The sequence below is a fragment of the Xanthobacteraceae bacterium genome, from assembly GCA_019454205.1.
In the GTDB taxonomy this organism is placed as follows: Bacteria; Pseudomonadota; Alphaproteobacteria; order Rhizobiales; family Xanthobacteraceae.
This window is the reverse complement of sequence record CP075369.1, coordinates 2720077-2746632: the sequence shown is the minus strand read 5'-3', so window position 1 is coordinate 2746632 and position 26556 is coordinate 2720077. Positions and strand designations below refer to the sequence as shown.

Genomic DNA, 26556 nt, shown 5'->3' with positions numbered 1-26556 from the left:
TCAGGCCTTGTCGGTGCCGAGTTTCAGGCCGAGGCCGATCGGCAGCCCACCGCCGATCCACCGCGCGAAGCGCTCAGCAGTGCCGGATTTTTTCAGCCGCGTCACTACGGCGCTGGCCGTGAACACGGTAACGAGATCGGCCGAGGAGAAAGCGAAGTTCACGATCATGCCCAGGATCAGGGATTGCAACCAGATCGGCAGCGATCCTGCGGGGTCCACGAATTGCGGAAGGAACGCGATGAAGAAGATCGCAACCTTCGGGTTGAGTAATTCAACGATAATGCTCTCCGCGAACGCGCGGCGCGTGGATTTCGGTGCGATTGCCGGCGCTTCGTTCGCGCCGCTACCGCGCAGCATGGTGATGCCGAGCCAGACGAGATAAGCGGCGCCTGCAATCTTCAGCGCGGTATAGGCTTCCGGGACATAGCGAAAGATGGCCGAAAGTCCCAGCGTCGCCGCGATCACATGCGCGTAGCAGCCGATATGGATACCGAACGCGGCCATCAATCCAGCCCGCTTGCCGCGGGCGAGCGTCTGCGCCGCGGTGTAGAGCAGCGCGGGGCCGGGAAAATACGCAAACAGCGCGGTAGCGATTGCGAAGGCGATCAGAACGTCGTTCGAGGCCATCTACGTCACCGGCTCGACATACACGCTGATCTTCCCGCCACAGGACAAACCGACTTCCCATGCGGTTTCGTCGGCTACGCCAAAGGAAACGACCTTCGGCTTGCCGCTGGTCATCACGTCGAGCGCTTCGGCGACCACCGCGCCTTCGACGCAGCCGCCCGAAACCGAGCCGAGGAAATTACCCTCGCTGTCGATGACGAGATTGGCGCCGACCGGGCGCGGCGCCGAACCCCAAGTTTCGGTGACGGTAGCCAGCGCGACCTTGCGGCCTTCGGCATGCCAGCGCGCGGCGGTGGCGAGCAGATCTTCGCGATCCATCATGGCGGCGTTCCTCGATTTTCCCGACATGGTAGCCGGTTTGGCCGCCTGCAAGAAACCGCCTAGCGCGGGGCACCCTTGCCCTTCGGATTGACCTTTTTCTGCCCCGGCACATCGGGCGGCGTCTCGGTTTCGTCGATGACGAAGCACTCGTAATAGTCGCGGCGGCGGTCGCGGCGTCCCGACGCACACTGATGGACAGGGAGCAGGTCCTTCACGTCGCGATAGAGCGCGTAGGACGCGATCAGGTAACGCTCGGAGCCGTCCGGGTTGCCGCCGAAGCGGTCGATCTTGCCTTTCAGTTCCGGCGCGACTTCTAGAATCGCATCGCGCAGTTCGTCGCCTTTCAGGAAATTGTCGGGCAACTGGTCGAACGGTCCGTCGAAGTAATTGTTGGCGAGCGCGTTGGCCTCGAACACGCCGATCAGGATTTTCCGCTCGCGCTGCGTATCGCGGTAATAGGCAAAGCCGGTTCGCGTGCCGATCAGGATGCGGTCGGTGAACTCGGCGCGGCTGAACTGGTCGTGTACGGGCACCGTTTCATCCAGCACGTAGAGAAAGAATTTCAGCTTCTTATTGAAGACGAGAAAGAAGCGCGTGCCGGATTCGTCGAATACGGGGCCGAGGAATTGCTCGTCCGGGGCGAGCGCCGCTTCCGGCGGCTTCACGTTCGAGAGATCGTTCAGTTCGAACAGCACGGATTTGCCGCCGAAGGTCACGCGATAGAGAAACGCTTCCACCTTCTCGACGATGACATTCTCTTCGCGGCCGAGGCGCGCATAGATGCCCGGCAGTTCCGGCTTCCAGCCGACATAATCGATGTAATAGGCAAAGTGCAGCTTGCCTTCGTCGCGGTCGCTAGCGTCGAGACGGATGTTGCCGGCGTAGCGCACGCCGCCGGAGTTGAACGAGAAGTAATAATAGTTTTCGGTCGGATAGACTTTCACGCGTTCGGGGAGTGCCTGCAGCACATAACGCAGCACTTCCATGCGGTCGGTAACGGGTGCGTTACGGCTCAGCTCCTCGACGTAATTCTGGTTGGTGTCGAGCTTCGGCAGGTTCTGCGCATGCGCGGGCAACATGCAGACGAGCAGCGCCAGAACGGGACATATTTTTCTCATCACCGCCTCGCGATATTGCGTTGCCGCAAAATTATAATCATCCGCCGAACCTACCAAGAGGATTTATTTAGTAGGACGCAAGGCAATTTGCTGTTAATCGGTAATACCGCGCGGGCGAAGCAGAGTTTGGCCAAATGCAGCACGCAGCACTAATCGCAGATATCGGCGCCACCACGACGCGGACGGCTCTTGTCGGCGCGAACGGCGCCTATGAATCTGTCGTATCCGTTTCCAACATGGAAGCGGGCGATCTTTCCGATTATCTCGCGCATACGCTGGAACGCGCCAGCCCAAGACCGCGGCGTGCGGTGCTTGCGGTCGCGGCGCCGGTCGATGGCGAGGAGATTGTGCTGACGAATCATCCGTGGTCGTTCGCGCGCAAGCCGCTCTCCGAGAAGCTCGGCCTGCGCGAACTGACCGTGGTGAACGATTTCGCGGCCGCCGCCTATGCGATCCCGCGTCTTCGCGAATCCGACACCATGCAGATCGGCGCGGGCGAGGCGGTGCCGGGCGCGACGCAACTCATCCTCGGTCCGGGCACGGGCTTCGGCGTGGCGGCGGTGCATTACGCCGACGGCAAGGCCAGCGTCATTCCGAGCGAGGCGGGACACATGCGCTTCGGCGCGACCACGCCGGAAGAAGCGGCGGTGCTGGATTCGCTCTCGCGCGATCTCGGCTCGGTAACGGTCGAGCACATTTTGTCCGGCGAAGGCATCGCGCGGCTGCATCGCGTGCTGCACGGAAAAGACGCGCGGCCGAAACAGATCATCGCGGACGCGGCGGAGGGGCTGGACGAGGAGCGCCAGACGATCTCCGTGTTCCTGCGCATCTTTGGACGCATCGTTGGCGATTTCGCGCTGGCGTTCGACGCGCGCGGCGGGATTTTCCTGGCCGGCGGCGTGGTGCGTTCGCTCGCGCCGCTGATCGCGGAGTCGCCGTTTTTCGCGAACTATCGCGAGCATCCGCCCTACGAAGGGCGGCTCGATGCGATCCCGCTCCACCTCGTATTACATTCAATGCCGGGATTGCTGGGCGCGGCCAGCATCGCGCAGGGCGCTTCGCTCACCCCGCAGTAAGGCGTTGCAGCGCATCGCGGTGATGATGCGCGGACGCTTCCGAGAAGCAGCAGAACGTCACGTTCGCGATGCCGCGCGCTTCGCGTAGCGAAGTGTGGACCGCGATCTGCGCCGCGCGGTGGATCGGGAAGCGATAGACGCAGGTCGAGATTGCGGGGAAGGCGACGGATTGCAGCCGGTGGTCACGTGCGATTTTAAGCGAGCGGCGATAGCAGCTTTCCAAGAGTGCATCTTCATTGTTGTCGCCGCCATTCCAGACCGGGCCGACAGTGTGGATTACATGGCGCGCGAGCAGGCGATGGCCTTTGGTAATCTTGGCATCGCCGGTCGCGCAGCCTTGCAGGGCGCGGCATTCCTCCAGCAATTCCGGGCCGGCCGCGCGATGGATCGCGCCGTCCACGCCGCCACCACCGAGCAATGAATTATTCGCTGCATTCACGATGGCGTCGCGGACGAGTTTCGTGATGTCGCCGGTGACGATCTCGAAGCGCGTGCCGTTTCGTTCAGCGGAGAATTCGCTCATCGCGCGATGCTAGGCGAGCGCGGCCGTGCGCGAAAGGCTCAGGCCGCTTCCGCGCGCAGATCGAGCGTGGAGCGCTTGCCGATGGCGCGGTAGTTCTTCTTCAGGAATTCGCTCGCGGCGTCGCGGCCGATGTCGCGCAGGTGTTCGAAGAACGACCATTCCACCGTGAACTTCGAACTGGAGGTCAGCTCGGTAAGTTTGTCGCCAGCCGTGATGCGATGCAGCCGCACGTCGGTCAGCTTCTTGCCCATCATCCGGCGGAACACATTGAAGCGGGCGAGGCGGCTGACGAAACCGATCGCGCGGAATTCGGATGCCAGCGAAGCGTTGAAGGTGATCTCGTTGATGCGGTTCCAGATGTCCCGCGCGCTTTGCGGCGTCTCCTCGCGCACGACCGGGTTGGTTTGTACCAGCAGCACGTCGCCGGATTCGCCCGGACGGAAAAAAGGAAACAGCGGCGGATTGCCGACATAGCCGCCGTCCCAGTACGGCGTGCCGTCGATCTCCACCGCCTTGAACAGGAACGGCAGGCAGGCGGAAGCCATCACCACGTCGGCGTCGATCTCGTTGTTCCTGAACACGCGCACCTTGCCGGTGTGGACGTTGGTGGCGGAGAGAAAAATCTTGATGCGGCGGTTCTTGCGCAGCGCCTCGAAATCCACTTCGCGTTCCAGCACGTCGCGCAGCGGATTGATGTTGAACGGGTTGAAGTCGTAGGGCGAGAGAAAGCGCGTCGCGACATCCATCGCGAGGAACATCGGGTTCTTGTCGAGCGACCAGTTGCCGAGCAGGCGGTCCATGAGACCGCGCTGGAGCGGGCTGAGGCGTCCGTCGCGCGAAACCGCGCGCCAGAATTTAGCCAGCGCTTCGCGCGCGCCTTCGCGGCCGCCGTTCTGATAGCCCGACGCCAGCACCACGGCGTTCATCGCGCCCGCGCTGGTACCGGAGATGGCCTCGATGCCAAGCCGCTCGTCTTCGAGCAGGCGGTCGAGCACGCCCCATGTGAACGCACCGTGCGCGCCGCCGCCTTGCAGGGCCAGATTGACCGGCTTGGTGGTGGCCACGAATCGGCTCCTCAGTTCGGGAAGTTCCAGCCAGCCCAGACGGATGGGGCCGCTGGCGGCCTCTGGCTGACGCAGGGTTTGCCGAAATGGCAACATCGGGCATATATTGTGCGCCGCAGCAAAGTCTGCAAGGGCTGGTTTTAGGCACTTCCCGCCTGATATTCTGTATCCATGCACAAACCTTTTCCCGCGCCGGGGCACGACCACGGCCAATGCGTCGAGGACGCGCTGTCCCGCGCCGAGAAAGCCTGCGGCACTCGCGGCTTGCGGCTGACGCCATTGCGGCGGCGCGTGCTCGAAATTCTGGCGGGAAGCCACGCGCCGGTCGGCGCCTATGAAATCGTCGACAAGCTGGCGGCGGCGGGCGAGGCGGTGCCCGCGATGTCGGTCTATCGCGCGCTGGATTTTCTCGTCGCCGAGCAACTCGCGCACCGGATCGAAAGCCGCAACGCATTCCTTGCCTGCAACAGCGGGCACCTGCGCGCGGAGCCGGCGATGTTCCTGCTCTGCGAGAAATGCGGAACGGTGGCGGAGATGCCGGCCGTTGCCTTCGCACGCGACGTAACCAAGGCGGCGAAGGCCGCCGGGTTCGAGCCGAAGTCATCCGTGGTTGAAGTCAGCGGCACCTGCGAAGCGTGCCGCAAGAAAGCGAAGCGATGAACGCGAGCGTTCTGGGATTTGGTGCATCGGCGCGGCGCTTGTCCGTGCCCGTGGATGTGGGGGGCGTCATCGTCGGCGGCGGTGCGCCCATCGTCGTGCAGTCGATGACCAACACCGACACCGCGGACGTGGATGCGACCGTGCGGCAGGTGGCGGCGCTGTTCCGTGCCGGTTCCGAGATCGTGCGTATCACGGTGGACCGCGACGAGGCGGCGGCGGCCGTGCCGCATATCCGCGAGCGGTTGCTGAAGATGAACCTCAACGTCCCGCTGGTCGGCGACTTCCACTACATCGGCCACAAGCTGCTCGCCGATCATCCTGCCTGCGCGGAAGCGCTCGCGAAGTACCGCATCAATCCGGGCAACGTGGGTTTTCGCGAAAAACGCGACAAACAATTTTCCTCGATCATCGAAATCGCGCTGAAGCACGGCAAGCCCGTGCGCATCGGTGCGAACTGGGGTTCGCTCGATCAGGAACTGCTCACGCACCTGATGGACGAGAACGCGAAGTCCGCCGCGCCGATCGAAGCGCGCGCGGTGACGCGGGAGGCGCTCGTGCAGTCGGCGCTGATCTCGGCGTCGCGCGCGGAAGAACTCGGCATGAAGCGCGAGCAGATCATCCTCTCGGCGAAAGTCTCCGCAGTGCAGGATTTGATCGCGGTGTATCAGGATCTGGGGCGGCGCTCGGACTATGCGCTGCATCTCGGTTTGACTGAAGCCGGGATGGGGTCGAAGGGCATCGTCGCCTCGGCCGCTTCGCTCTCCATTCTTTTGCAGCAGGGCATCGGCGACACCATCCGCATCTCGCTGACGCCGGAGCCGAACGGCGACCGCACGCTGGAAGTGCAGGTGGCGCAGGAACTGTTGCAGACGATGGGCTTTCGCACCTTCGTGCCGCTAGTCGCGGCGTGCCCCGGTTGCGGGCGCACGACTTCCACGGTTTTTCAGGAACTCGCGTTTGAAATCCAGTCCTACATCCGCGACAGCATGCCGGCCTGGAAGCAGAAATATCCCGGCGTCGAGACGCTCAACGTCGCGGTGATGGGCTGCATCGTGAACGGTCCCGGCGAATCGAAGCACGCCGACATCGGCATTTCGCTGCCCGGCACCGGGGAAGCGCCCGCCGCGCCGGTGTTCATCGACGGCAAGAAAGCCGTAACGCTGCGCGGGCCAACGCTGGCCGCCGACTTCAAGGCGCTGGTGGAAGATTATGTCGCGCGCCGTTTCGGCGGCGCGGCGCACAAACCGGCCGCGGAATGATCAGCCGCCGAGCAATTTCGAGGCGACGCTAACCGTCAGCGCGATGATCGCGGTGTTGAACAGGAACGCGACCAGCCCCTGCACCATCGCCGTCCGCCGCAACACGCGCGAGCGGATTTCGACATCGGAAGTCTGGAACGTGGTGCCGAGCACCATCGCGAAATAAAGAAAATCCCAATAGTCCGGTTCTTTCTCGTTCGGGAAGTCCAGCGAACCGATGCTGAGTTTCGTGCGGTAGACTTCGTGTGCGTAATGCAGCGCGAACACGAAATTCACGAACAGCCATGAACCGAAGATCGCCGCGAGTGCGATGGCGACGCGCAGCGGCTTGTCCTGTGCATTCGCCTGCAAGGCATCGGAAAGTTCGAAGCCAAGTGCGATCAATGCAACTGCCGTGGCCGCGGTGACGACCGCAAGCGTCGCGACCCTGCCTTCTTCCTCCATTCCCGCGCGCCTGCGCAGGTCGATTATGCTGGCCGTTGCCATCATTTTCAGGACCAGCAACAGGAAAAGCCAGATGGCTGCATTCCAAGCGACCAGAAAGCGCGTCACGGGGAGGAAGTTTCGCGCGGCAAACCAGACAAGGATGCCCACTGCAATCGCGATAAGGATTCGCGCGTGGGCGAGCACCTGCCGCTGCAACATTCCCGCGCGATACTTCTGTGGCCTTTTCGCCATCAGGATTTCCGCTCCGCGATGTATTGCGCAATAACGCGGAGCCAGCGTCCGCGTTCACCGAAGGTGCTGAGGGAATCCTTCGCCTCCATCACGAGCTTGCCGAGTTCGCGCTTCGCGCCGTCGAGGCCGAGCAGCGAGACGAAGGTGCCCTTGCCCTTTTCCGCGTCCTTGCCGACCGCCTTGCCCACGCTCGCGGTGTCGCCTTCCGCGTCGAGAAGGTCGTCGGCGATCTGGAATGCAAGGCCGATGGTGCGGCCGTAATTCCTGAGCGATTCGGTTTCGCGCGCGGAGGCCTTGCCGAGAATTGCACCGGCTTCGCAGCACGCGGCCAGCAGCGCGCCGGTCTTCATGCGTTGCAGCCGCGTGATTTCTTCCAGCGATAGTTTGCGCGGCGTGCTGCGCTCAAAGCGGCCTTCCGCTTCTAGGTCGAGCATTTGTCCGCCCGCCATGCCGCCGATGCCGGATGCCTTCGCAAGACACTGCACCAGTGCCGCGCGGATCACCGGATCGGGATGCGTGCTCTCGCGTGAGAGAATATCGAAGGTGAGCGTCTGCAAGGCATCGCCTGCGAGGATGGCGGTCGCTTCGTCGAAGGCCCGGTGCAGGGATGGCCGGCCGCGCCGCGTGTCGTCGTCGTCCATCGCCGGCAGGTCGTCGTGGATGAGCGAATAACCGTGCAGCAGTTCGAAGGCGATGCCGCTGTGGAGCGCGAAATCGAACGGCGCATCGAACAGCGCCGCGCTTTCCAGCACCAGCAGCGGACGGATGCGCTTGCCGCCGCCGAGCACGGCATAGGCCATGGCATCGCGCAGGCGCGCAGGGCGCGCGATTTCGCCGGGCTGCGAATCCGTAGTCAGCGCTTCTTCGAGCGCTTCCTCGATGCGCACCAGCGCCGATGTGCGGCGCATTTCGAAAAGACCGGAGTGGTCCAAGCGTTTTCCGTCGGTCGTGTTGCTCTTGTCTTGCGGTCGTGCCGCGTTTCCCGTTGCGCGTCAAACGATTGAGCAGGGTTTTGCTTGCGATGCACCCGCTCGGCCGGTCTAATGCGCGCCGCATGGAAACGGACCCGCCGCCTTCGAACGCCGCGCCGCCAATGGGCGGGCCGCACCGCAGCCCGCCGCCTGCGGCTCCTTATTCCTACGAGCACGAATACTCGAACGCGCGTCCGCACCGCATCGCCCCGCCGCGGCGTTCGTGGCTTGGGCGTATCCTGCGCGTATTGATCGTGATTGCACTGATCCCGGTCGTGCTGGTGCCACTCTATATTGTCGTGCCGCCGGTCTCGACGCTGATGATATGGCGCTGGGTCACGTTCCAGCGCGTCGAGCGCCACTGGGTGCCGCTCTCTCGGATTTCGCCCGACCTGATCCGCGCGGTGATCGGCGGCGAGGACGTGCGCTTCTGTACGCACCATGGTGTCGATTGGCGCGAATTGCTCAGCGTCATCGAGGATGCCGACGACCTCGGCGATCTTTCCTTCTCGCGTGGTGCGTCCACCATCCCGATGCAGACGGCGAAGAACCTGTTTCTTTGGCCGGGCCGGCAATATGTGCGGAAAGTGATCGAGATTCCGCTGGCGCTTTATATGGACCTCGTCTGGTCGAAGCCGCGGATGCTGGAGATCTACCTCAATATCGCGGAATGGGGTCCGAACGGCGAATTCGGCGTGGAAGCGGGCGCGCGGAGGGCCTTTAACAAGAGCGCGGATGAACTCTCCTCGCAGGAGGCCTACCTGCTCGCCGGGGCGCTCCCGAACCCGATCCTCTACAACCCCGGCAGGCCCGGTCCCCGGCTGCGGGCGGCTGCGACCAAGCGCTCCGCCCGTGCCCAGAGCCTCGGATCGCGAGCGTATTGCGTCCTTCCGGGCCGATAATCGCGACTAGCGGCCCCCGGCCTGATCCTCTATAAGCCCCCACTTCCAGATCAGACCTGCCGGCCCGGTCCTTCCGACCCGAGGCCGTTTCCGGAGACGAAAATGGCCGTTCCCAAGCGAAAAACCTCGCCCTCGCGCCGCGGCATGCGCCGCTCGGCCGATGCCCTGAAGACGACCGCCTATGTCGAAGACAAGGATTCGGGCGAACTGCGCCGTCCGCACCACGTCGATCTGAAGTCGGGCATGTACAAGGGCCGCCAGATCCTGAAGCCGAAGGGCGAAGCCTGAGCGATCTCCGCTACAGGAATGCATCACGGGGGCCGGTCTTGGTCGCCTTTCCGCTGCTGCTCATCGCGTTCGCGATCTACAACATGGTCGCGTTCCTCACGCCCGGCGTGGCGTGGACCGACCGCGTGTTCGGCGTGCCGATGCCGTCGGGCGTCGAATGGGCGGTGAGCGCGGGCGACCTGCTGATCGCCTTCGCGTTATTTCTTCTTTTCTTCGAAGTGCTGAAAGCGGCGCGCAACACCGCGCGTTCGCTGTTCGATCACCTGCTTTCGACGGTGATCTTCATCGGCGCGCTGGTCGAGTTCCTGCTGGTGAAGCAGGCCGCGACCTCGACCTTTGCAATTCTGTTGCTGATTTCGCTGGTCGATGTGCTCGGCGGCTGGTCGGTGGCAGTGCGCACCGCGCGGCGCGATTTCTCGATCGACCCTTCGCAGCCTTAATTCGTCAAAGCCAGGCGACGGTGCGGCTTTCGCGTGTGTTCGCCGGGCGCTCGTTCGCTGCGCGATAGGTGACCGCGCAGGTTTCCGGGTCGGCGCGGCGTTTCACGCGGTAAATATCGAAGCCCTTCACGTTGGCCGTTAACTGTACGAGGAACGGCGCGGCCGGAAACGCGCCGGCCATGCGCACGGAGCGATCCTGCGGGGCGAGCGCGACCAGTGCGCGGCATTCGCTCTTCTTTTCGCTCTCGTTGTTGGCGTTCATGGCGTGTCTCGATCCGGGACGTTGTTTGTTTTTGCCTCCTATTCATTGCAAGCGGTGGACCGGCCGCTTCGTTCCATGGCGCAACAGTTCGTTAAGGATGAGGGGTGACCGGGAATTAACGGCAGGCGGGTAAGTAACGGACAACGAAAGAAAAAATCCGGGGAGCCTAATGGCTGTCGTACCCACGCGTTCGTCGCGGCTGATGCCGGTTACCGGCGAACCCACCGCCGCAACGCAGACGAGTCTCGCGCCCGGCCGCGTGATGACGGCACTGTTTGCAAGCGGCGAGGCTGCTTATGCGTGGGATTGCGTATCCGACGAACTGATCTGGAGCGAGAATGCGCAATCCTTGCTCGCTGCCGCTCCCGAACAACTTGCAACAGGCCGCGGTTTTGCGGGCCTGCTCGATCCGCGAAGTTGGCAAAATCGCCACGACACCGTGTTCGGTGATGCGCGCAAGGACGAGGGCGAGGGCGTTTCCTACAAGCTGCGCTATGCGCTGAAGTGTCCGCAGGGCAAAGACTGCCGCTGGATCGAAGACAGCGGCCGCTGGTTCGCTTCCGCCGATGGCAAGCCGGCGCGCGCCGAGGGTCTGGTGCGTATCGTCACCGAACAGCATCAGCGCGAGGAAGAACTCGCGCGGCTTTCCGCTTCCGATCCGCTGACCGGCGATCTCAATCGCGTCGTGTTGACCAAGGCGATCGAGGAAGAACTGGAATCGGCGGAGAAGTTCAAAACCAGCTTCGGTTTTCTCATCGTCGGCATCGACGATCTTTCGCACTTCAACCGCTCCTACGGTTTCGGCGTCGGCGACCAGGCGATTGCAGCGATTTCGGAGCGGCTGCGCGCAAAGAAGCGCGGCAAGGATCTGATCGGCCGCTTCTCCGACAATAAGTTCGGAATCCTTGTGCGCGAATGCAGTCCTGACGACCTCATGGTAGCGGGCGCGCGGTTCGTGAACGCGGTGCGCGAGGCGCCGTTCGAGACTTCCGCAGGTCCGCTGGTGCTTTCCGTCACGACAGGCGGCGTGGTCGCGCCACGTTATGCGCGCGACGTCAGCGAGATCATGGCGCATGCGCATGAAGCACTCGACGAAGCGAAGGCTGCGGGCAAGGGTTCGTTCCGCGCCTACAAGCCGAATGTCGAGAACCAGCAGCGCCGCCGCGAGAACCTGCGCATCACCGACCTGATCGTCGCCGCGCTGAACGAGCGCCGTGTCGGCATTGCGATGCAGCCGGTGGTCCGCACCCGTACGCGCGAGATCGCGTTTCACGAGTGTCTGGTACGCCTGAGCGATGCGGAGGGTGCCGCGGTGGACGCGAAGACCATCGTGAACGTCGCCGAGCAGCTCGATCTGGTGCGCCTGATCTATCACCGCGTGCTCGAACTCGCATGCGAGAAGCTGCGCGCCGACCCGGCATTGCGCGTTTCGATCAACGTCTCGGCCGCCACCATTCATGACAACGTCTGGATGTCGGCGCTTGCAGCGGAAGTGCAGGGCGGTATTGCCCCGCGCCTTATTGTTGAAATCACCGAGTCGGCTGCGATCCAGGACGTGGAAGCGAGTTATCGCTTCGTGGCGCATGTCCGCAGCAAGGGTTGCAAGGTCGCGATCGACGATTTCGGGGCGGGCTATACCTCGTTCCGCAACCTCAGGAAGCTCGGCGTCGATATGCTGAAAATCGACGGCTCTTTCGTCGAGAATCTGGACACGGCGGTGGACGACCGCGCCTTCGTGAAGGCGCTCCTGCAGCTTGCCAAGGATCTCAAAATAGAAACGGTCGCCGAATTCGTGCAGACCGACAGTGTCGCCGAATGGCTGCTGGCGTGGGGCTGCGATTATCTGCAGGGCGCGCTGACCGGGATGCCGGCACGTGCAGAAGTGCCTGCAAACGCGCAGAAGAAAACGGCATAAGAAAAAAAGCGGACCGTGAGGTCCGCTTTTTGTTTTCGTTTCCGGATCGCTTACTCGCCGATCTTGTCGAGCTTCTTTTGCATCTCCGACACCTGACGCTTGAGCGAGTCGATGTCGTCGCCGCCGGCCGCTTCCGGCGGCGGGTTGGTGACGTTGTCCTTCGCGGTCGGCAGGAACATCGTGAAGGCGCGCTGGAACATCTCCATGTTGCGCTTCACCTGATCCTCGAACGCACCGAAGCCCGGAATGTTGAAGGTCTTGCCCATCTGTTCGCGGAACTTTTCCTGCTCTTGCGTGAAATGCGAGAGCGAGGTTTCGAGATACCGCGGAACCAGCAATTGCATGGAGTCGCCGTAGAAGCGGATGAGCTGGCGCAGGAAGTTGATGGGCAGAAGGTTCTGCCCGCTCTTGCCTTCCTGCTCGAAAATGATCTGGGTCAGGACCGACCGGGTGATGTCCTCGCCGGTCTTGGCGTCGTAGACCACGAAATCCTCGCCGGACTTCACCATGACGGCGAGGTCTTCCAGCGTGACGTAGGCGCTGGTTCCCGTGTTGTAGAGCCGCCGGTTGGCGTATTTTTTGATCGTTACCGGTTCTTGCGGCTTGGCCATTCGCTACTCCCTCACGCTACGCAGAGCGTTTCCCCCGCTGAACTTTCAACAGCTTAGGGTTTTTCCCGCGGTGCGGCTACCGCTTTGTGCAATGCCGGTAAACGAATGACGCACAGCAACAACCGGCCTATATAGGCTATTGGCAACAGGCTGGTGGCCGGGGTCCAATACGGACGGCGCCGGCAGCAAGTCAGCGAAAAACAAAGCGATCAGCGAGGAACAGGAAATGGCGGACGGAGTGGTGATTGTCGGCGCAGCGCGTACCCCGGTCGGAGCCTTTAACGGCTCGCTGGCGGGCATTCCTGCGCATGAGCTTGGAAAAGTCGCGATCGAGGCCGCGCTTTCGCGCGCAGGCGTCGAGGCGGGACAGGTTTCGGAACTCATTTTTGGTCAGGTGCTGACGGCCGCGCAGGGCATGAATCCTGCGCGTCAGGCTTCGAAGGCAGCGGGTCTTCCGAACGAAACCCCTGCGTGGCTCGTTAACCAGGTCTGCGGTTCGGGTCTGCGTTCGGTCGCGCTCGGCTACCAGTCGATCATGAACGGCGACAGTGAGATCGTTATCTCGGGTGGTCAGGAGTCCATGTCGAACTCGGTGCACGCGGCGCATCTGCGCGCGGGTCATCGCATGGGCGACGTGAAGTTCATCGACACCATGATCCGCGACGGGTTGTGGGATGTCTTCAACGGCTACCACATGGGCGGAACGGCGGAGAACGTCGCGAAGCAGTGGCAGATCACGCGCGAAATGCAGGACCAGTTCGCGGTCGCCTCGCAGAACAAGGCCGAAGCCGCGAAGAAGGCCGGCAAGTTCAAGGACGAGATCGTGCCGGTGACGATCAAGTCGAAGAAGGGCGACATCGTATTCGATACCGACGAATACATCCGCGATGGCGCGACCCTCGACGCCATGGCGAAGCTGAAGCCTGCCTTCGACAAGGAAGGCACGGTCACGGCCGCCAACGCTTCAGGCATCAATGACGGCGCTGCAGCGCTCGTATTGATGAAGGAGAGCGAAGCGAAGAAACAGAACAAGAAGATCATCGCCCGCATCGCCTCGTGGGCGCAGGCGGGCGTCGATCCGTCGATCATGGGTACCGGTCCGATCCCGGCATCCCGCGCGGCGCTGAAGAAAGCCGGCTGGAACGTGCAGGATCTCGATCTGGTCGAAGCCAACGAAGCCTTCGCGGCGCAAGCCTGTGCCGTGAACAAGGACATGGGCTGGGATCCGGCCAAGGTGAACGTGAACGGCGGCGCCATTGCCATCGGTCATCCGATCGGCGCTTCCGGCGCCCGCGTCCTCGTCACGCTGCTTCACGAAATGGAACGCCGCGGCGCGAAGAAAGGGCTTTCCACGCTCTGCATCGGCGGTGGCATGGGTATCGCGCTCTGCGTAGAGAGAAACTAAAACGCAACGCACAAAATCAAAAACGTCTCCTCGACTAAATAACGTGATGCCCGGGCTTGTCCCGGGCATTGTCGTCTTGAAGAATGGTATCGGGAGAAGGATGGCCGCATAGACGGCCACGACCAAGGAGAGGGACATGGCACGCGTTGCGTTGGTTTCCGGCGGCACCCGTGGAATCGGGGCTGCAATTTCCAGAGCGCTGAAGGATGCAGGTTACAAGGTTGCGGCCAACTACGGCGGCAACGACGAAGCAGCGGCGAAGTTCAAGGGCGAGACGGGCATCAACGTCTACAAGTGGGATGTAAGCTCCTTCGACGCCTGTTCGGAAGGCATCAAGAAGGTCGAGGCCGATCTCGGGCCGATCGAGGTGCTGGTCAACAACGCGGGCATCACGCGCGACGCGATGCTGCATCGCATGACCGCCGACCAGTGGAACGCAGTTATCACCACGAACCTCAACTCGCTGTTCAATATGTGCCGCCCGGTGATCGAGGGCATGCGCGCGCGCAAGTTCGGCCGCATCGTCAACATTTCGTCGATCAACGGCCAGAAAGGCCAGATGGGCCAGACCAACTATTCGGCGGCGAAAGCAGGCGACATCGGTTTCACCAAAGCGCTGGCGCAGGAATCGGCGAAAGCGGGCATCACCGTGAACGCGATCTGTCCAGGCTACATCAACACTGAGATGGTGCAAGCGGTGCCGAAGGATGTGCTGGAGAAGAATATCATTCCGCAGATTCCGGTGGGCCGTCTTGGGGAAGCCAACGAAATCGCGCGCTGCGTGGTGTTCCTCGCAAGCGACGACGCAGGCTTCATCACCGGCTCCACGATGACTGTGAACGGCGCGCAGTACATTACGTAACCCATCCTGAAACCCTCGCCGGTTGGCGAGGGGCTAGCGATAGCGAGCGGATGGGCAGATAAAAATCGATGCAGTCATCTCCCTCGACGCAAACGGCGGCGACGCTTACGGGCCTTGCCGCCGTTTTCATGTGGTCGTTCCTGTCGCTGCTCACGGTGGCAAGCGGGACGATGCCGCCGTTCCAACTCGCGGCGATTACTTTCCTGATCGGCGGGCTGATCGGCGTGGCAAGCTGGATCGCACGGCCTGATGCTGCGCGTTCGCTGAAGCAGCCGCCCGTGGTGTGGTTGCTCGGTGTCGGCGGTTTGTTCGGCTATCACGCGCTCTATTTCGCGGCGCTGCGGCTCGCGCCTCCGGCGGAAGCGCAGTTGTTCAATTATCTATGGCCGTTGCTGATCGTGTTGTTCTCGGCGTTGCTACCGGGCGAAAAGCTGAAACCCCATCACATCCTCGGCGTGTTGCTCGGTCTGGCGGGAACGCTCGTGCTGATCGCGGGCATGCGCGGGGTCGAGATCAAGCGCGAATACATCTTCGGCTATCTCTGTGCGCTCGGCGCGGCGCTGGCGTGGTCAGGGTACTCGGTGTTGTCGCGGCCCTTCAAGAACGTGCCGAGCGATGCGGTGGCAGGGTTCTGCCTTGCGACCGCGGCGCTTTCGCTGGCTTGTCATTTGTCGTTTGAACAAACGGTGTGGCCTGCGAACACGCTGCAATGGCTGAGCGTCATTGCACTTGGAATCTTCCCCGTGGGGCTTGCGTTCTATGCGTGGGATCGCGGCGTGAAGTTCGGCGACATCCGCGCGCTCGGCGCCGCTTCCTATGCAGCGCCGTTGCTCTCGACGATCTTTCTGGTGCTCGCGGGCTATGCAGAGCCGCGCTGGTCGCTGGCGCTTGCGGCTATCCTGATTTCGCTCGGCGGCGTCGTTGCCGCGAAAGACATGTTCACTCGCTCAAAGGTCCGGGTGACCAATCTTTCCTAGCGAGCATGAAACCGGAAAATTCAAAGCCCGGCGCGACGGTGCAGCCAACCAGCGTCCATTCGCCGAGTGTTTCCGCGGCTTGCCAGTTGTCCTGCGGGATCACGAATTGCGGCTGCTGGCCGTTTGTGATGTCGGTGCCGAGCGTGATCGCGGCGGCCGGCGTATGTTCGCTGGCTGCGTAGTGCAGGGCAAGCGGCGCGCCCGCGTAGTAGTGCCAGCATTCCGCGGCATCGACCTTGTGCCAGTGCGAGCGCTCGCCTTTCGCGAGCAGGAAATAGATCGCCGTCGATGCAGCGCGTCCGTCCGTCCTGCGCATGTCGCGGAAGGTCTCGCGGAAATGGCCGCCCTCCGGATGCGGGCGCAGGTCGAGCAGCGCAATCACTTCCGCAGCCGATAGCGCGGTAATGCTCATCCCTTGAACGTATTCTTGAGTTCGCGGAGCTTCGTGAACACGGCGCCGGAATCCTCGCCCTTCATGCCGACCGCTTCCTGCACATCCGGGTTATCGGCGCGCAGGAACGGATTGGTGTGAAGCTCCTCCTCCATGGTCGAGGGCACGGTGGGTTCGCCCTTCGCGCGCATCGCTTCGATCTGCTTGAGGCGTTCCTTCAACTGCGTGTTGTTGGGATCGACGGTGACCGAAAATTTTGCATTGGAAAGCGTGTATTCGTGCCCGCAATAGATTTTGGTTTCGGGCGGAAGCTCGCGCAGCTTCAGGAGCGATTGCCACAGCACTTCCGCGGGCCGCTCGAACGGACGTCCGCAGCCGAGCGCAAACAACGTGTCGCCGGAGAACAGCAGCATTTCCTTCGGGAAGTGATAGGAAATGTGACCCGCAGTGTGGCCTGGCGTGTCGATCACGTCGGCGCGCAGCGGACCGACTTCCGCGACATCGAGATGGCCGAGCTTCACGGAAATGCCGGGGATCTTGTCCGCTTCCGCGCGCGGGCCGTAAACCGGCACCGGGAATTTTTCACGGATCGCGGCGATGCCCTGCACATGATCCGCATGATGATGCGTGATCAGGATATGGGTGAGGTTCCAGCCTTCCCGCGCGAGCGCCTCCAGAATCGGTCCGGGCTCCGGTGCGTCGATCAGCGCGGTGGTCTTGCTATCGGCATGGTGAATCAGAACCGCGTAATTATCGCTCAGGCAGGGAATCAGGCGAACTTCGACCGCCATTACTTGCTCCGTTTTGTCTGCTGTAAAAGGAACGTAGTCGTCCCGGATAACCGCTGCAAGACGCTCCTTCCGGCTGCGGCGAAGCAACGCTAGTCTCCAAGATAACGGTATCCGCGCCCGCATGTTCCTCGACGTCGTCGATCTTCGCTCGTTCTACGCACAGCCGCTCGGCACCATGACGCGGCGGTTCTTGACGCGCGCGATCCGCACACGCTGGCCGGATACGAAAGGCATGTCGGTGCTGGGTCTCGGTTATGCGACGCCTTATCTCGGCGTGTTCCGCGACGAAGGCGAGCATACGTTTGCGTTCATGCCGGGCGCGCAGGGCGTGGTGAAGTGGCCGTCCGCATCGCCGACGCTGGCCGCGCTCGTATCAGAGATCGAAATGCCGCTGCGCGACGCCATGATCGACCGCGTGCTTGCGGTCCACGCCTTGGAAATGACGCCGAATGCGGCGGAGATGCTGAAGGAAGTCTGGCGCGTGCTGGCGCCGGGCGGACGCATGTTGCTCGTGGTGCCGAACCGGCGCGGACCCTGGGCGCGGATGGATTCGACGCCGTTCGGTCACGGCCAGCCGTTCTCGCGCTCTCAGTTGCTCACCTTGTTGCGCGAGGCGCTGTTCACGCCGGTCGGCTGGCATGAGGCCTTGTGGTTTCCGCCGGTGGCGCGGCGCTGGTGGCTGCGCACTGCGCCGGCATGGGAGCGCACGGGCGCGGCGCTCTCACTCCCGTTTCACGGCGTGCATATCGTGGAGGCGACCAAGCAGGTGTGGCGGCCGGTACAGGTGAAGAAATTCCGCGAAGCAACCGTGCTTGCGCCCGCAGGCGCGCAGCCCGCCTAAGGTTTGCGGGACAGCAGGAATACCGCCTGCTCGCCGAACATATTCCAGAACCACCACGGCGCATCGAAGCGCACGCGCCCGCCGCTCGGTCCGAACGCAACCGCGCGCTCGATCTTCGCGTCCAGTTCGCGCGTCAGTTCGACGAAATCGCGGATGGTGCAGAAGTGGATATTCGGCGTGTCGTACCAGCTAACGGGAAGGTTCTTCGTCACCGGCATGCGGCCGTTCCATAGCAACTGGCCGCGGATGCGCCAGTGGCCGAAGTTCGGAAACGATACGATCACGCGGCGGCCGATACGCAGCATCTGTTCCAGCACCCAGCGCGGGCGGCGCGTGGCCTGAATCGTCTGCGAAAGGATGACGTAGTCGAAGGTATTGTCGGGATAGTCGGCGAGGTCGGTATCGGCGTCGCCCTGAATCACGGCGAGGCCCTTCGCGACACATTCGTTCACGCCGTCGCGCGAAATCTCGATGCCGCGCGCATCGACATTGCGGGTCTCTGCGAGCAGTTGCAGCAGCTCGCCGTCGCCGCAGCCGACGTCCAGCACGCGCGAACCCGGCTCCACCATGTTCGCGACCACGACGAGGTCGACGCGCGGCGCTCTTGGAACGGCATGCGCGGTGAACGCGCCGGGATTGGTAGTGGTGAGCATGTTTACTTCGGGACCTTCACGCCGTGCTTCTTCGCGGCCGAGTCGAGGAAGCCGCGCACGATCGCGAACAGTTCCGGCTCGTCGAGCAGGAAGGCGTCGTGGCCCTTGTCGGTTTCAATTTCCGCGAACGAGACCGGCGCGCCGGCAGCGTTCAGCGCATGCACGACTTGCCGGGCTTCCGAAGTCGGGAACAGCCAGTCGGAGGTGAACGACACGGCGCAAATGCGCGCCTTCAGGTTGCGGAACGCATTGGCCAGCACGTCGCCGTGCTCGCCCGCGAGATCGAAGTAGTCCATCGCGCGGGTGATGTAGAGATAGCTGTTCGCATCGAAGCGCTCGACGAAGGACGATCCCTGATAGCGGAGATAATTCTCGACCTGGAAATCCGCATCGAAGCCGAAGGTCGGCAACGCACGGTCTTGCAGGCGGCGGCCGAATTTCCGGTGCAGCGCCGCGTCCGAGAGATAGGTGATGTGCGCGGCCATGCGCGCGACGGCGAGGCCGCGGCGCGGGCTGGTACCCTGTACGAGATATTTTCCGTCGCGCCAGTCGGGATCGGCCATCACCGCCTGACGGCCGACTTCATGGAAGGCGATGTTCTGCGCCGAGTGACGCGCGGCGCAGGCGATGGGCAGCGCGGAAAGAATCCGATCCGGATACGACACCGCCCATTGCAGCACCTGCATGCCGCCCATGGAGCCGCCGGTGACGCAAAGCAGTTTCTCGATGCCGAGATAGTCGAGGAGTGCTGCCTGCGCGCGGACCATGTCGCGGATGGTGACCACCGGGAACGACAGGCCATACGGTTCGCCGGTCGCGGGATTTTTCGACGCGGGGCCGGTGGTGCCCATGCAGCCGCCGAGTACGTTGGAACAGATGACGAAGAAGCGCTCGGTGTCGATCGGCAGGCCCGGACCGACAATGGAGTCCCACCAGCCGTCCTTGCCGGTCACCGGGTGCACGTTATGGACGTGCTGGTCGCCGGTCAGCGCGTGGCAGATCAGGATGGCGTTGGATTTGTCAGCGTTCAGCTTGCCGTAGGTCTGGTAGGCGACCTGATAGGGCGAAAGCTCCGCACCGCCGTCGAGCTTCAGCGGCTTGTCGGCGCCGAAGCGGGCGACCTCGGAACGCGGTTCGTCAGCCTCGCGGCGGACTGCTTCCGCCCGGCTGTTCGATTCCTCGCGCTCCATGCGAACGATGGTCATGGCTTCCTCGGCTGACGCGCCAGTATAGCAGCAGGGGCTTGTCGTAGGGAGCGCTGCCTATCGCTGTCAATCGCGGCTTTGCGAAGGCTCCGGGGGCGCGCTATCACGGCGCATCTTCACAGGCAGCGCGCACAGCCAATGGTTAATACGCCGAAATCGGGAAAAGACGCGGGGGCAGCGCCCACGCTTGCCGATCTGCGCACGGAGATCGACCGCATCGACCGCGCGATGCACGAACTGCTGATCGAGCGCAGCGAGATCATCGGCACGCTGATCGCCGTGAAGAAGTCGAACGAGACCGGCTCGGCATTCCGTCCTGCGCGCGAAGCCTCCATGATGCGCGCGTTGGTGGAGCGCCATCGCGGCCTGCTGCCGCTGGATACGGTGGAGAGCATCTGGCGCGTCATCATCGCGACCTTCACCTATGTCCAGCAGCCTTATTCGGTGCATGTCGACCTCGCCTCCGGCGATGCGCTGGTGCGCGACAGCGTGCGATTCCACTTCGGCTACACGGTGCCGGTGTTGCAGCATGTCGGGGCAAGCTCCGTGATCGACGCAGTGGCTGCTTCGCGCGGCGATCTCGGCCTTGTGCGCGCGGAAGGTGTTGCGGGCACCAGCGCGTGGTGGCGCGCACTGGAAGGCGAGGGCAAGCCGAAGATCATCGCGCGGCTTCCCTTCGTGGAGCGCGGCGATCATCCGGCGGCGTTGCCGCTGTTCGTGGTGTCGAAGCCACTCGCGCCGGAAGCGGCGCTGAACGAGGTCGAGGTCTGGAGCGTGCATGTGGCGGGCTGGAGCGCAGCTGCGGCCCGCGCATTGTCGCCGCTCGCCGAGGTGATCGCGTTGCCCGATGGCGGCCATGAGGGAGCGGCATTGCTGGTCTCCGTTCCGCAGGAGCGCAAACTCGAGGAAATCCTCGAAAGCCTGAAGGCGGCCGGAGCCTCGGTGCGGTCCTACGCCCTCGCCGGTGGCCACGCGACCCGCTATACCGTCTCGCCCCGCTGACGCGCGGGCCATTTTCAGGACCAGAGTGATGAGCGCTTCGTCGGATTCCCTTCGCCCCGTTCCCCGTGCCGGCGTCCTCGATATCGAGGCCTACGTGCCGGGCCGTAGCCATGCGCCGGGTGTTGCGAAGGTGCACAAGCTCTCGTCCAACGAAACGCCGCTCGGTCCAAGCCCGAAGGCAATCGAGGCCTATCGCAAGGCGGGCGAGACGCTCGAACTTTATCCGGACGGCGCGTCGTCCGACCTGCGCGATGCGATCGGCAAGGCTTATGGCCTCGACCCGGCGCGCATCGTTTGCGGCGCCGGATCGGACGAAATCCTGAACCTGCTCGCGCATACATATTTGTCCGACGGCGACGAAGCGGTGTTCACGACCCACGGATTCCTCGTCTATCGCAACGTGACGCTTGCGACCGGCGCGAAGCCGGTGGTCGCTTCCGAGAAGAACTATCGTGCGGACGTGGACACGATCCTGTCGTGCATCACGCCGAAGACGCGGATGGTGTTTCTCGCGAACCCGAACAATCCGACCGGCACTTATATTCCGCACACGGAAGTACGCCGCCTGCACGCGGCGCTGCCGGGCAACGTCATGCTCGTGCTCGACGCGGCTTACGCCGAATATGTCCGCCGCAACGATTACGAGACCGGCATCGAACTGGTCGCGACCAACGACAACGTGGTCATGACCCGCACGTTCTCGAAAATCTACGGCCTTGCCGCGCTGCGCATCGGCTGGATGTACGGCCCGGCGCATGTCGTGGACGCGATCAACCGCACGCGCGGGCCGTTTAATGTCGGCGCACCGTCGATCGCGGCCGGCGTGGCGGCGCTCTCCGACAGCGCGCATCTGGAGAAGGCGGTCGCGCACAACTCCCAATGGCTGCCGTGGCTGATCGAGGAAATCGGCAAGCTCGGCCTGGAGGTGACGCCGAGCGTCGGCAATTTCCTGCTGATCCACTTCCCGCAGACCACGGGGAAGACTGCGAAAGACGCAGATGCGTTCCTGCTGAAGCGCGGGATCGTGCTGCGGCAGGTCGGCGCCTACAAATTGCCGAATGCGTTGCGCATGACGGTCGGCACCGAAGAAGCGAACCGGCTGGTGGTGCAGTCGCTCGCTGCGTTCATGAAGTAACGGACTTTCGCGTTATGGCTCCTGTGGTGCAACGCCTTGCCATTCTCGGCCAGGGCCTGATCGGCTCGTCGATCACGCGCGCCGCGAGCGCAGGCGGGATCGCGCGCGAGATCGTTGTGACCGACGCAGTGCCGAAGGTGCGCAAAGTCGTGGCCGAACTCGGCCTTGGACTTGCAAAGGTGGTGGACACCAGCGCGGAAGCGGTGGCGGGCGCGGACCTCGTCGTTGCCTGCGTCCCGGTCGGGCAATACGGCGCGCTGGCGAAAGAGATAGGCCCGCATCTCAAGCCGGGCGCCATCGTCAGCGATGTCGGTTCGGTGAAGGGCGCGGTGGTGCGCGACATGCTCCCGTACCTGCCGAAGGGCGTGCATCTCGTGCCCGCGCATCCGCTGGCGGGCACCGAACATTCCGGGCCGGAAGCGGGCCTTGCCGACCTGTTCGAAAACCGCTGGTGCATCGTGACGCCGCTGGAAGGCGCGGACGCTGCCGCGGTCGAAACCGTGCGCGCGTTTTGGAAGGCGCTCGGCTCGGAAGTGGAGACGATGGACGTCGCGCAGCACGACCGCGTGCTTGCGATCACCAGCCATCTTCCGCACCTGATCGCGTTCGCGATTTTCCATACCGGCCTGCGCCACGAGGAAATGTCGGAATCGGAAGTGATGAAGTTTTCGGCGAGCGGATTTCGCGACTTCACCCGCATCGCCTCGTCGAACCCCGTGATGTGGCGCGACATCTTCCTGAACAACAAGGAAGCCGTGCTCGACGTGCTCCGGCAGTTCAATGCCGACCTGAGCAACCTCGCGAAGGCCATCGAGCAGGGCGACGCGCAAAAACTGGTGGACGATCTCTCCACGAGCCGCCTCACGCGCCGCAAGGTGATCGAGAAAGAGCATATCTCCGTCACCGCGCCGAAGCGCGAGCACGACATGCCCTCGCTGGTCCGCCCTTACGGCGACGATTGAGTCCGTGGCGGGATGAGCGGCGGCGATCTCTGGGTGTTCGGATACGGCTCGCTGATGTGGCGGCCGGGATTCGATTTCATCGAACAGCATCCCGCGCGGCTGAACGGCGCGCACCGTGCGCTCTGCGTGATCTCGCACTTCCATCGCGGCACGGCGGAACGACCGGGACTGGTGCTCGGCCTTGACCGCGGCGGCAGTTGCCGCGGCATCGCGTTTCGCGTGAAGGAATCGCTGCGCGAGCAGACCATCGCGTACCTGCGCGAGCGCGAGCAGGTGACGAGCGTCTATCTGGAAAAATTTCGGCTGGTCGACCTGCTGGACGGCGCGCGCGAGCGGGTCAGCGCGGTCTGCTATCTGGTCGATCGCGGGCACGCGCAATATTCGGGTGCGCTCACGCCGGAGGAGCAACTCGTTTATGTGAAACGCGGGCACGGCAAGTCCGGCAACAATCCGGACTATGTGCTCGCGACCGTGGACGCGATGAAGGCGCTCGGCATCCGCGACCGCGGCCTCGAATGGATCGCGGACAGGTTGAAGAGCGAACGCCCGTTTACGCCGCGCGACGCGGATTGAAGGGGATGACGTTGTCGCCGGGCGCGCCGGAAGGGGCGTTGCCGGGCGCATTGCCGCCGAGCAGCGCGCGCAGGTCGCGATGCGCGAAGGCCAGCGCCTCGATCCGTCCGACCAGATGCACATGCACCTCGTCGGCGTCTTTCGGGGCGGGGTCGCCGGGAAGACCGGCGGCAATCGCGATCACCTGCGGGCCTACTTCGGCATGCTTCACATAGAGCGACACGGCGAGGTCATAGGGCGGCACCTCGCCGGGTGCGTAGACGCTGACGGCGTAGCGGCGGCCGGAGCCTCCGCACCAGAACCGGAAACGGCCGCTGAGGGCCGGATTTTTGGTCGCGGCGAGCGCACCCGCGTATCCCGCTCGTTCGAATCTTTGCATGAGAACAAAGATAGAACATCAATGGTTAATGTCAACTTAACGGGATTATCCCCTTGACACAAGCAATGAGGTTTCGTAAGGTGACATTATCGAGAGGTCGCCATGACGAAGCCGCAGAAAATGACAGTCCAACAGTTCTTCGCCCGGTTTCCGGACGATGCGGCTTGTCTCGAACACATTATGAAGGTGCGCTTTGGCCTTGAGCACCACTGCCGCAAGTGCGGCGCTCTCGCCCGGTTCAAGAAAATGGCCGAGCGGCCCGCGTTCTTCTGCGAGCATTGCTGGGATCACGTTTATCCGTGCGCGGGCACCGTTCTTCAGGACACTCGGACGCCCCTGCAAAGCTGGTTCTACGCGATGTACCTATTTGTCACGACGCGCCACGGCGTCAGCGGCAAAGAACTCCAGCGTGTTCTGGGCGTCACGTACAAAACCGCTTGGCGCATGGGCCACCAAATACGGAAACTGATGGACCAATCGGACGTATTTCACGCCCTCAAGGGCCATGTTGAAATCGACGAAAGCTATGTCGGCGGCCACACGCCCGGAAAGCCGGGTGCTACCCCCGGTGCAAAGACTATCGTTCTCGGCATGAAAGAGCGTGGCGGGCGCACCGTCACGCAAGTAATCCCGAACACGAAGATGCGGACGATCAAGCCGATTGTGCTGGAAACGATTGAGGAAGGCACGACGATCTCGACGGACGAACTGCTCAGCTACGGCTTACTCACCGGCTACGGCTACAAGCACGACACGATCAAGCATCGCGCGAAAGAGTACGTGCGAGGCGAGACGCACGTGAACTCAATTGAAAGTTTTTGGAAGCTGTTTAAGCACTCGGTTCGTGGCACTCACATCCACATTTCACCGAAGCATATGGACAAGTATCTGCGCGAATTTACTTTCCGCGCGAACCATCGCGAGAAGCAGAATGCGATGTTTGATCTTCTTGTCGCTTCGATTTGATGAGTGCTTCGGTCAAATCCTCGAATGCTTGCCCATCGGCGGGACCAACACCGCGTCTTTCTTCCTGTGCGATGAACTCGGCTAACCGATTCTCCGCTAAGGCTTTTTGCAAAGTAAGCATGGTGCAGTTCACCAATGATAATCAGCGTTATTGACCAAAGTGGTTCCACACCACTATAGCAAAAAAGTGAGGGGGCGGTTCCCCGCCCCCTCTGACTATAACAAGAGCAACGGCGCCGGGACGGCAATCCCGGTTAGCCGCACCGGATACGGAAGCATCCGGGTGACCTCCTTCTCGGCAACTACCACTGCCGAGTGTGTCCGCATCGCAGCGGTTCCGGCGGCATAATCGCCGCCGGAAACTCTCCGAAGACCTCAAAACGGGCGATCTTCGTATTTTTCTTTTTCTGCCCGGCTAGGGAGCGCAACGTGCGCCCCCTGTCGGACGACCTGGTTCTTCTTCGTCATGCTCGAAACCTGCGGTGACAGGGTGCTCATCGGGACATCTCGACCGGAGAAGTCCTGAATAACCTTCCGCAGTTCAGTGACGGTCAGCCACGCAAGTTTGCTATGCTTTAGTGAGCCGAGGACTAGTTCTTCGACCGTGAGCGTCGGCGCTAGTGGCTTCGTCGCTTCCCCTGTCGATGATGCCGCCAGCTTCTCTAGAACTTCCTCAGCGATTTGCAGCCCTTCGAGTTCGTCATCGAGGGCCGCAATCTGGTTCTCAATCTCTTTAATTCGCGCCTTTACGGCGTTTAGGTCTGGAGTCGTGCTCATGCAGGACTGGTAGGCCGCCGCATCGAGTCGCGCAAGCGATTTTTGGTTTTTTCAATGCGTGAATTGGATGGAACCAAAAGTTCCGAAAACACGACACCCTTGGAAGGGTATAAAGAGTTCTTTATACGTTCCGTTGTGTGAAGGGGATAAACCCCTCAACTTAACGAGGGGAATCAACTTCCCGTGCGGCGATTTCGGCCCGGCCTTCCGCGACCAGCCGGGCGGTCGCGGTTTCGATGTCGTCCTGCAACTTCTTCAAAAACTCCTGCCGCTCCATGCCGGGCATGATCGGATCGAGGAATTCCATGCGCACGGTACCGGGGGTGAAGCGGAGCGAGCGCCGCGGCCAGTAGAGGCCGGAGTTTAGTGCGACCGGTACGCAGGGCACGCCCAGCTCGCTGTAGAGATGCGCCGCGCCGAACTTGTAGGTCGGCTCCGCGCCGACCGCGCGCCGCGTACCTTCCGGATAGATGATGATCTGGCGGCCTTCCTTCACCTTCTCGCGCGCGCCGCGCGCGATCTGTTCGAGGGCTGCTGCGCGCGTACCGCGGTTCACCGGGATCAGCCTCGCTTTCATCGTGTACCAGCCGAACAGCGGAATCCATTGCAATTCGCGCTTCAGCACGAAGGAAGGATCGGGAAGCATCGCGGCGATGGTGAAGGTCTCCCATGCGGACTGATGCTTGCTTGCCACGATGATGCCGCCCGGCGGAATTTTCTCCGCGCCGCGGATTTCGTAGTCGATGCCGCAAATCCAGCGCAGCAGGAAATGATTGCCGGCCGCCCATGAGCGCACGGGAATCCAGATGTAACGGCGCGGCAGCAGCAGCACCGGCATGTAGAAGATGATCTGGAGGAAAGTGTTCAGATAGAACGCGACGTTGAACAGCAGCGAACGAAGAACTTGCACGGCAAACCCTTA

General features: G+C 62.7%; 32 protein-coding genes. 16 read left to right on the top strand and 16 right to left on the bottom strand.

The window, feature by feature from the left end:
• From KF794_13855 to KF794_13845, 3 genes are read right to left on the bottom strand one after another with little or no spacing between them, the layout of a single operon-like run.
• Entirely contained in the window at positions 1-627 is a 627-nt protein-coding gene (locus tag KF794_13855; GenBank protein ID QYK44823.1) for a LysE family translocator, read from the bottom strand.
• The gene (locus tag KF794_13850) at positions 628-948 is read right to left on the bottom strand and encodes an XdhC family protein (protein ID QYK44822.1); all 321 of its coding nucleotides are present in this window, start codon (positions 946-948) and stop codon (positions 628-630) included.
• Between the two features lie 59 nt (positions 949-1007).
• Positions 1008-2066, bottom strand: a complete 1059-nt coding sequence (locus tag KF794_13845; protein ID QYK44821.1) for a hypothetical protein — start codon at positions 2064-2066, stop codon at positions 1008-1010.
• Between the two features lie 134 nt (positions 2067-2200).
• Between KF794_13845 and KF794_13840 the strand changes: the two genes are divergently transcribed.
• On the top strand, positions 2201-3142 hold the full coding sequence (locus KF794_13840; GenBank protein QYK44820.1) for an ROK family protein: 942 nt from the start codon (positions 2201-2203) through the stop codon (positions 3140-3142).
• On the opposite strand, the gene KF794_13835 is transcribed toward KF794_13840, so the two are convergent.
• Together KF794_13835 and KF794_13830 are read right to left on the bottom strand one after the other, a co-directional pair.
• Positions 3129-3665: an O-acetyl-ADP-ribose deacetylase gene (locus KF794_13835; GenBank protein ID QYK44819.1), complete on the bottom strand. Its 537-nt coding sequence runs from the start codon at positions 3663-3665 to the stop codon at positions 3129-3131. The two genes, KF794_13840 and KF794_13835, sit on opposite strands and share 14 nt — an antisense overlap.
• Before the next feature lie 38 nt (positions 3666-3703).
• Positions 3704-4825, bottom strand: a complete 1122-nt coding sequence (locus KF794_13830) for a patatin-like phospholipase family protein (GenBank protein QYK44818.1) — start codon at positions 4823-4825, stop codon at positions 3704-3706.
• 75 nt (positions 4826-4900) lie between these two features.
• Here KF794_13830 and KF794_13825 point away from each other — a divergent pair, with 75 nt between their 5' ends.
• Both KF794_13825 and ispG read left to right on the top strand, forming a co-directional pair.
• Positions 4901-5389, top strand: coding sequence for a transcriptional repressor (locus tag KF794_13825; protein ID QYK44817.1), 489 nt, complete (start codon positions 4901-4903; stop codon positions 5387-5389).
• On the top strand, positions 5386-6648 hold the full coding sequence (gene ispG / locus KF794_13820) for a flavodoxin-dependent (E)-4-hydroxy-3-methylbut-2-enyl-diphosphate synthase (GenBank protein ID QYK44816.1): 1263 nt from the start codon (positions 5386-5388) through the stop codon (positions 6646-6648). Before KF794_13825 ends, ispG begins: the two co-directional genes overlap by 4 nt.
• On the opposite strand, the gene KF794_13815 is transcribed toward ispG, so the two are convergent.
• The gene (locus KF794_13815; GenBank protein ID QYK44815.1) at positions 6649-7326 is read right to left on the bottom strand and encodes a DUF1345 domain-containing protein; all 678 of its coding nucleotides are present in this window, start codon (positions 7324-7326) and stop codon (positions 6649-6651) included.
• Positions 7326-8234 carry a polyprenyl synthetase family protein gene (locus tag KF794_13810; GenBank protein QYK46714.1) on the bottom strand — a complete coding sequence of 303 codons (909 nt, stop codon included), beginning with the start codon at positions 8232-8234 and terminating at the stop codon, positions 7326-7328. The genes KF794_13815 and KF794_13810 overlap by 1 nt, the downstream gene beginning before the upstream one ends.
• A 185-nt stretch (positions 8235-8419) precedes the next feature.
• On the opposite strand from KF794_13810, the gene mtgA reads away from it, so the two are divergent.
• The 3 genes from mtgA (at position 8420) to KF794_13795 (ending at position 9927) form a co-directional block, all read left to right on the top strand.
• Positions 8420-9199 carry a monofunctional biosynthetic peptidoglycan transglycosylase gene (mtgA, locus tag KF794_13805; GenBank protein ID QYK46713.1) on the top strand — a complete coding sequence of 260 codons (780 nt, stop codon included), beginning with the start codon at positions 8420-8422 and terminating at the stop codon, positions 9197-9199.
• Positions 9200-9301: 102 nt separating this feature from the next.
• Positions 9302-9487, top strand: coding sequence for a 50S ribosomal protein L32 (locus tag KF794_13800; protein ID QYK44814.1), 186 nt, complete (start codon positions 9302-9304; stop codon positions 9485-9487).
• An 83-nt stretch (positions 9488-9570) separates the two neighbouring features.
• Positions 9571-9927, top strand: a complete 357-nt coding sequence (locus KF794_13795) for a hypothetical protein (protein ID QYK46712.1) — start codon at positions 9571-9573, stop codon at positions 9925-9927.
• Between the two features lie 4 nt (positions 9928-9931).
• Here the strand turns inward: KF794_13795 and KF794_13790 are convergent, their stop codons facing one another.
• Positions 9932-10189 (bottom strand): hypothetical protein, encoded by a 258-nt coding sequence (locus KF794_13790; protein ID QYK44813.1) that lies wholly within the window; start codon positions 10187-10189, stop codon positions 9932-9934.
• 169 nt (positions 10190-10358) lie between these two features.
• On the opposite strand from KF794_13790, the gene KF794_13785 reads away from it, so the two are divergent.
• Positions 10359-12104, top strand: a complete 1746-nt coding sequence (locus tag KF794_13785; GenBank protein ID QYK44812.1) for a bifunctional diguanylate cyclase/phosphodiesterase — start codon at positions 10359-10361, stop codon at positions 12102-12104.
• Positions 12105-12154: 50 nt separating this feature from the next.
• Here KF794_13785 and phaR read toward each other — a convergent pair whose 3' ends face one another.
• Positions 12155-12715 carry a polyhydroxyalkanoate synthesis repressor PhaR gene (gene phaR / locus KF794_13780; protein ID QYK44811.1) on the bottom strand — a complete coding sequence of 187 codons (561 nt, stop codon included), beginning with the start codon at positions 12713-12715 and terminating at the stop codon, positions 12155-12157.
• A gap of 226 nt (positions 12716-12941) precedes the next feature.
• Here phaR and KF794_13775 point away from each other — a divergent pair, with 226 nt between their 5' ends.
• The 3 genes from KF794_13775 (at position 12942) to KF794_13765 (ending at position 15959) form a co-directional block, all read left to right on the top strand.
• Entirely contained in the window at positions 12942-14120 is a 1179-nt protein-coding gene (locus KF794_13775; protein ID QYK44810.1) for an acetyl-CoA C-acetyltransferase, read from the top strand.
• 136 nt (positions 14121-14256) lie between these two features.
• Complete coding sequence (gene phbB, locus KF794_13770; GenBank protein ID QYK44809.1) at positions 14257-14982, top strand: acetoacetyl-CoA reductase; 726 nt, start codon at positions 14257-14259, stop codon at positions 14980-14982.
• 68 nt (positions 14983-15050) lie between these two features.
• Entirely contained in the window at positions 15051-15959 is a 909-nt protein-coding gene (locus tag KF794_13765) for an EamA family transporter (protein QYK44808.1), read from the top strand.
• Here the strand turns inward: KF794_13765 and KF794_13760 are convergent.
• Positions 15922-16371, bottom strand: coding sequence for a cupin domain-containing protein (locus tag KF794_13760; GenBank protein QYK44807.1), 450 nt, complete (start codon positions 16369-16371; stop codon positions 15922-15924). The genes KF794_13765 and KF794_13760 overlap by 38 nt on opposite strands.
• The gene (gene gloB / locus KF794_13755; GenBank protein QYK44806.1) at positions 16368-17141 is read right to left on the bottom strand and encodes a hydroxyacylglutathione hydrolase; all 774 of its coding nucleotides are present in this window, start codon (positions 17139-17141) and stop codon (positions 16368-16370) included. The genes KF794_13760 and gloB overlap by 4 nt, the downstream gene beginning before the upstream one ends.
• 121 nt (positions 17142-17262) lie before the next feature.
• On the opposite strand from gloB, the gene KF794_13750 reads away from it, so the two are divergent.
• On the top strand, positions 17263-17982 hold the full coding sequence (locus KF794_13750; protein ID QYK44805.1) for a methyltransferase domain-containing protein: 720 nt from the start codon (positions 17263-17265) through the stop codon (positions 17980-17982).
• Here KF794_13750 and metW read toward each other — a convergent pair.
• Together metW and KF794_13740 are read right to left on the bottom strand one after the other, a co-directional pair.
• The gene (metW, locus tag KF794_13745; protein ID QYK44804.1) at positions 17979-18635 is read right to left on the bottom strand and encodes a methionine biosynthesis protein MetW; all 657 of its coding nucleotides are present in this window, start codon (positions 18633-18635) and stop codon (positions 17979-17981) included. The two genes, KF794_13750 and metW, sit on opposite strands and share 4 nt — an antisense overlap.
• Before the next feature lie 2 nt (positions 18636-18637).
• On the bottom strand, positions 18638-19840 hold the full coding sequence (locus tag KF794_13740; protein ID QYK44803.1) for a homoserine O-acetyltransferase: 1203 nt from the start codon (positions 19838-19840) through the stop codon (positions 18638-18640).
• Between the two features lie 138 nt (positions 19841-19978).
• On the opposite strand from KF794_13740, the gene KF794_13735 reads away from it, so the two are divergent.
• The 4 genes from KF794_13735 to KF794_13720 are packed head-to-tail and all read left to right on the top strand — an operon-like array spanning position 19979 to position 23512.
• On the top strand, positions 19979-20842 hold the full coding sequence (locus tag KF794_13735; GenBank protein QYK44802.1) for a chorismate mutase: 864 nt from the start codon (positions 19979-19981) through the stop codon (positions 20840-20842).
• A 28-nt stretch (positions 20843-20870) separates the two neighbouring features.
• Entirely contained in the window at positions 20871-21977 is a 1107-nt protein-coding gene (locus KF794_13730) for a histidinol-phosphate transaminase (protein QYK44801.1), read from the top strand.
• 14 nt (positions 21978-21991) lie between these two features.
• Entirely contained in the window at positions 21992-22939 is a 948-nt protein-coding gene (locus tag KF794_13725; GenBank protein ID QYK44800.1) for a prephenate/arogenate dehydrogenase family protein, read from the top strand.
• Positions 22940-22951: 12 nt separating this feature from the next.
• Complete coding sequence (locus KF794_13720) at positions 22952-23512, top strand: gamma-glutamylcyclotransferase (protein ID QYK44799.1); 561 nt, start codon at positions 22952-22954, stop codon at positions 23510-23512.
• Here KF794_13720 and KF794_13715 read toward each other — a convergent pair.
• Positions 23490-23891, bottom strand: a complete 402-nt coding sequence (locus KF794_13715; GenBank protein ID QYK44798.1) for a hypothetical protein — start codon at positions 23889-23891, stop codon at positions 23490-23492. The two genes, KF794_13720 and KF794_13715, sit on opposite strands and share 23 nt — an antisense overlap.
• 102 nt (positions 23892-23993) lie before the next feature.
• On the opposite strand from KF794_13715, the gene KF794_13710 reads away from it, so the two are divergent.
• Complete coding sequence (locus KF794_13710) at positions 23994-24857, top strand: IS1595 family transposase (GenBank protein ID QYK44797.1); 864 nt, start codon at positions 23994-23996, stop codon at positions 24855-24857.
• Positions 24858-25232: 375 nt separating this feature from the next.
• Here KF794_13710 and KF794_13705 read toward each other — a convergent pair whose 3' ends face one another.
• On the bottom strand, positions 25233-25634 hold the full coding sequence (locus KF794_13705; protein ID QYK44796.1) for a hypothetical protein: 402 nt from the start codon (positions 25632-25634) through the stop codon (positions 25233-25235).
• A 160-nt stretch (positions 25635-25794) separates the two neighbouring features.
• Entirely contained in the window at positions 25795-26544 is a 750-nt protein-coding gene (locus tag KF794_13700; protein QYK44795.1) for a 1-acyl-sn-glycerol-3-phosphate acyltransferase, read from the bottom strand.
• Positions 26545-26556 lie beyond the last annotated feature (12 nt).

Excerpts from the sequence above, each read along its gene's own strand:
- KF794_13855 (QYK44823.1), bottom strand. The coding sequence starts at position 627 with ATGGCCTCGAACGACGTTCTGATCGCCTTCGCAATCGCTACCGCGCTG.
- KF794_13850 (QYK44822.1), bottom strand. The coding sequence starts at position 948 with ATGATGGATCGCGAAGATCTGCTCGCCACCGCCGCGCGCTGGCATGCC.
- KF794_13845 (QYK44821.1), bottom strand. The coding sequence starts at position 2,066 with ATGAGAAAAATATGTCCCGTTCTGGCGCTGCTCGTCTGCATGTTGCCC.
- KF794_13840 (QYK44820.1), top strand. The coding sequence starts at position 2,201 with ATGCAGCACGCAGCACTAATCGCAGATATCGGCGCCACCACGACGCGG.
- KF794_13835 (QYK44819.1), bottom strand. The coding sequence starts at position 3,665 with ATGAGCGAATTCTCCGCTGAACGAAACGGCACGCGCTTCGAGATCGTC.
- KF794_13830 (QYK44818.1), bottom strand. The coding sequence starts at position 4,825 with ATGTTGCCATTTCGGCAAACCCTGCGTCAGCCAGAGGCCGCCAGCGGC.
- KF794_13825 (QYK44817.1), top strand. The coding sequence starts at position 4,901 with ATGCACAAACCTTTTCCCGCGCCGGGGCACGACCACGGCCAATGCGTC.
- ispG (QYK44816.1), top strand. The coding sequence starts at position 5,386 with ATGAACGCGAGCGTTCTGGGATTTGGTGCATCGGCGCGGCGCTTGTCC.
- KF794_13815 (QYK44815.1), bottom strand. The coding sequence starts at position 7,326 with ATGGCGAAAAGGCCACAGAAGTATCGCGCGGGAATGTTGCAGCGGCAG.
- KF794_13810 (QYK46714.1), bottom strand. The coding sequence starts at position 8,234 with ATGCGCCGCACATCGGCGCTGGTGCGCATCGAGGAAGCGCTCGAAGAA.
- mtgA (QYK46713.1), top strand. The coding sequence starts at position 8,420 with ATGGGCGGGCCGCACCGCAGCCCGCCGCCTGCGGCTCCTTATTCCTAC.
- KF794_13800 (QYK44814.1), top strand. The coding sequence starts at position 9,302 with ATGGCCGTTCCCAAGCGAAAAACCTCGCCCTCGCGCCGCGGCATGCGC.
- KF794_13795 (QYK46712.1), top strand. The coding sequence starts at position 9,571 with ATGGTCGCGTTCCTCACGCCCGGCGTGGCGTGGACCGACCGCGTGTTC.
- KF794_13790 (QYK44813.1), bottom strand. The coding sequence starts at position 10,189 with ATGAACGCCAACAACGAGAGCGAAAAGAAGAGCGAATGCCGCGCACTG.
- KF794_13785 (QYK44812.1), top strand. The coding sequence starts at position 10,359 with ATGGCTGTCGTACCCACGCGTTCGTCGCGGCTGATGCCGGTTACCGGC.
- phaR (QYK44811.1), bottom strand. The coding sequence starts at position 12,715 with ATGGCCAAGCCGCAAGAACCGGTAACGATCAAAAAATACGCCAACCGG.
- KF794_13775 (QYK44810.1), top strand. The coding sequence starts at position 12,942 with ATGGCGGACGGAGTGGTGATTGTCGGCGCAGCGCGTACCCCGGTCGGA.
- phbB (QYK44809.1), top strand. The coding sequence starts at position 14,257 with ATGGCACGCGTTGCGTTGGTTTCCGGCGGCACCCGTGGAATCGGGGCT.
- KF794_13765 (QYK44808.1), top strand. The coding sequence starts at position 15,051 with ATGCAGTCATCTCCCTCGACGCAAACGGCGGCGACGCTTACGGGCCTT.
- KF794_13760 (QYK44807.1), bottom strand. The coding sequence starts at position 16,371 with ATGAGCATTACCGCGCTATCGGCTGCGGAAGTGATTGCGCTGCTCGAC.
- gloB (QYK44806.1), bottom strand. The coding sequence starts at position 17,141 with ATGGCGGTCGAAGTTCGCCTGATTCCCTGCCTGAGCGATAATTACGCG.
- KF794_13750 (QYK44805.1), top strand. The coding sequence starts at position 17,263 with ATGTTCCTCGACGTCGTCGATCTTCGCTCGTTCTACGCACAGCCGCTC.
- metW (QYK44804.1), bottom strand. The coding sequence starts at position 18,635 with ATGCTCACCACTACCAATCCCGGCGCGTTCACCGCGCATGCCGTTCCA.
- KF794_13740 (QYK44803.1), bottom strand. The coding sequence starts at position 19,840 with ATGACCATCGTTCGCATGGAGCGCGAGGAATCGAACAGCCGGGCGGAA.
- KF794_13735 (QYK44802.1), top strand. The coding sequence starts at position 19,979 with ATGGTTAATACGCCGAAATCGGGAAAAGACGCGGGGGCAGCGCCCACG.
- KF794_13730 (QYK44801.1), top strand. The coding sequence starts at position 20,871 with ATGAGCGCTTCGTCGGATTCCCTTCGCCCCGTTCCCCGTGCCGGCGTC.
- KF794_13725 (QYK44800.1), top strand. The coding sequence starts at position 21,992 with ATGGCTCCTGTGGTGCAACGCCTTGCCATTCTCGGCCAGGGCCTGATC.
- KF794_13720 (QYK44799.1), top strand. The coding sequence starts at position 22,952 with ATGAGCGGCGGCGATCTCTGGGTGTTCGGATACGGCTCGCTGATGTGG.
- KF794_13715 (QYK44798.1), bottom strand. The coding sequence starts at position 23,891 with ATGCAAAGATTCGAACGAGCGGGATACGCGGGTGCGCTCGCCGCGACC.
- KF794_13710 (QYK44797.1), top strand. The coding sequence starts at position 23,994 with ATGACGAAGCCGCAGAAAATGACAGTCCAACAGTTCTTCGCCCGGTTT.
- KF794_13705 (QYK44796.1), bottom strand. The coding sequence starts at position 25,634 with ATGAGCACGACTCCAGACCTAAACGCCGTAAAGGCGCGAATTAAAGAG.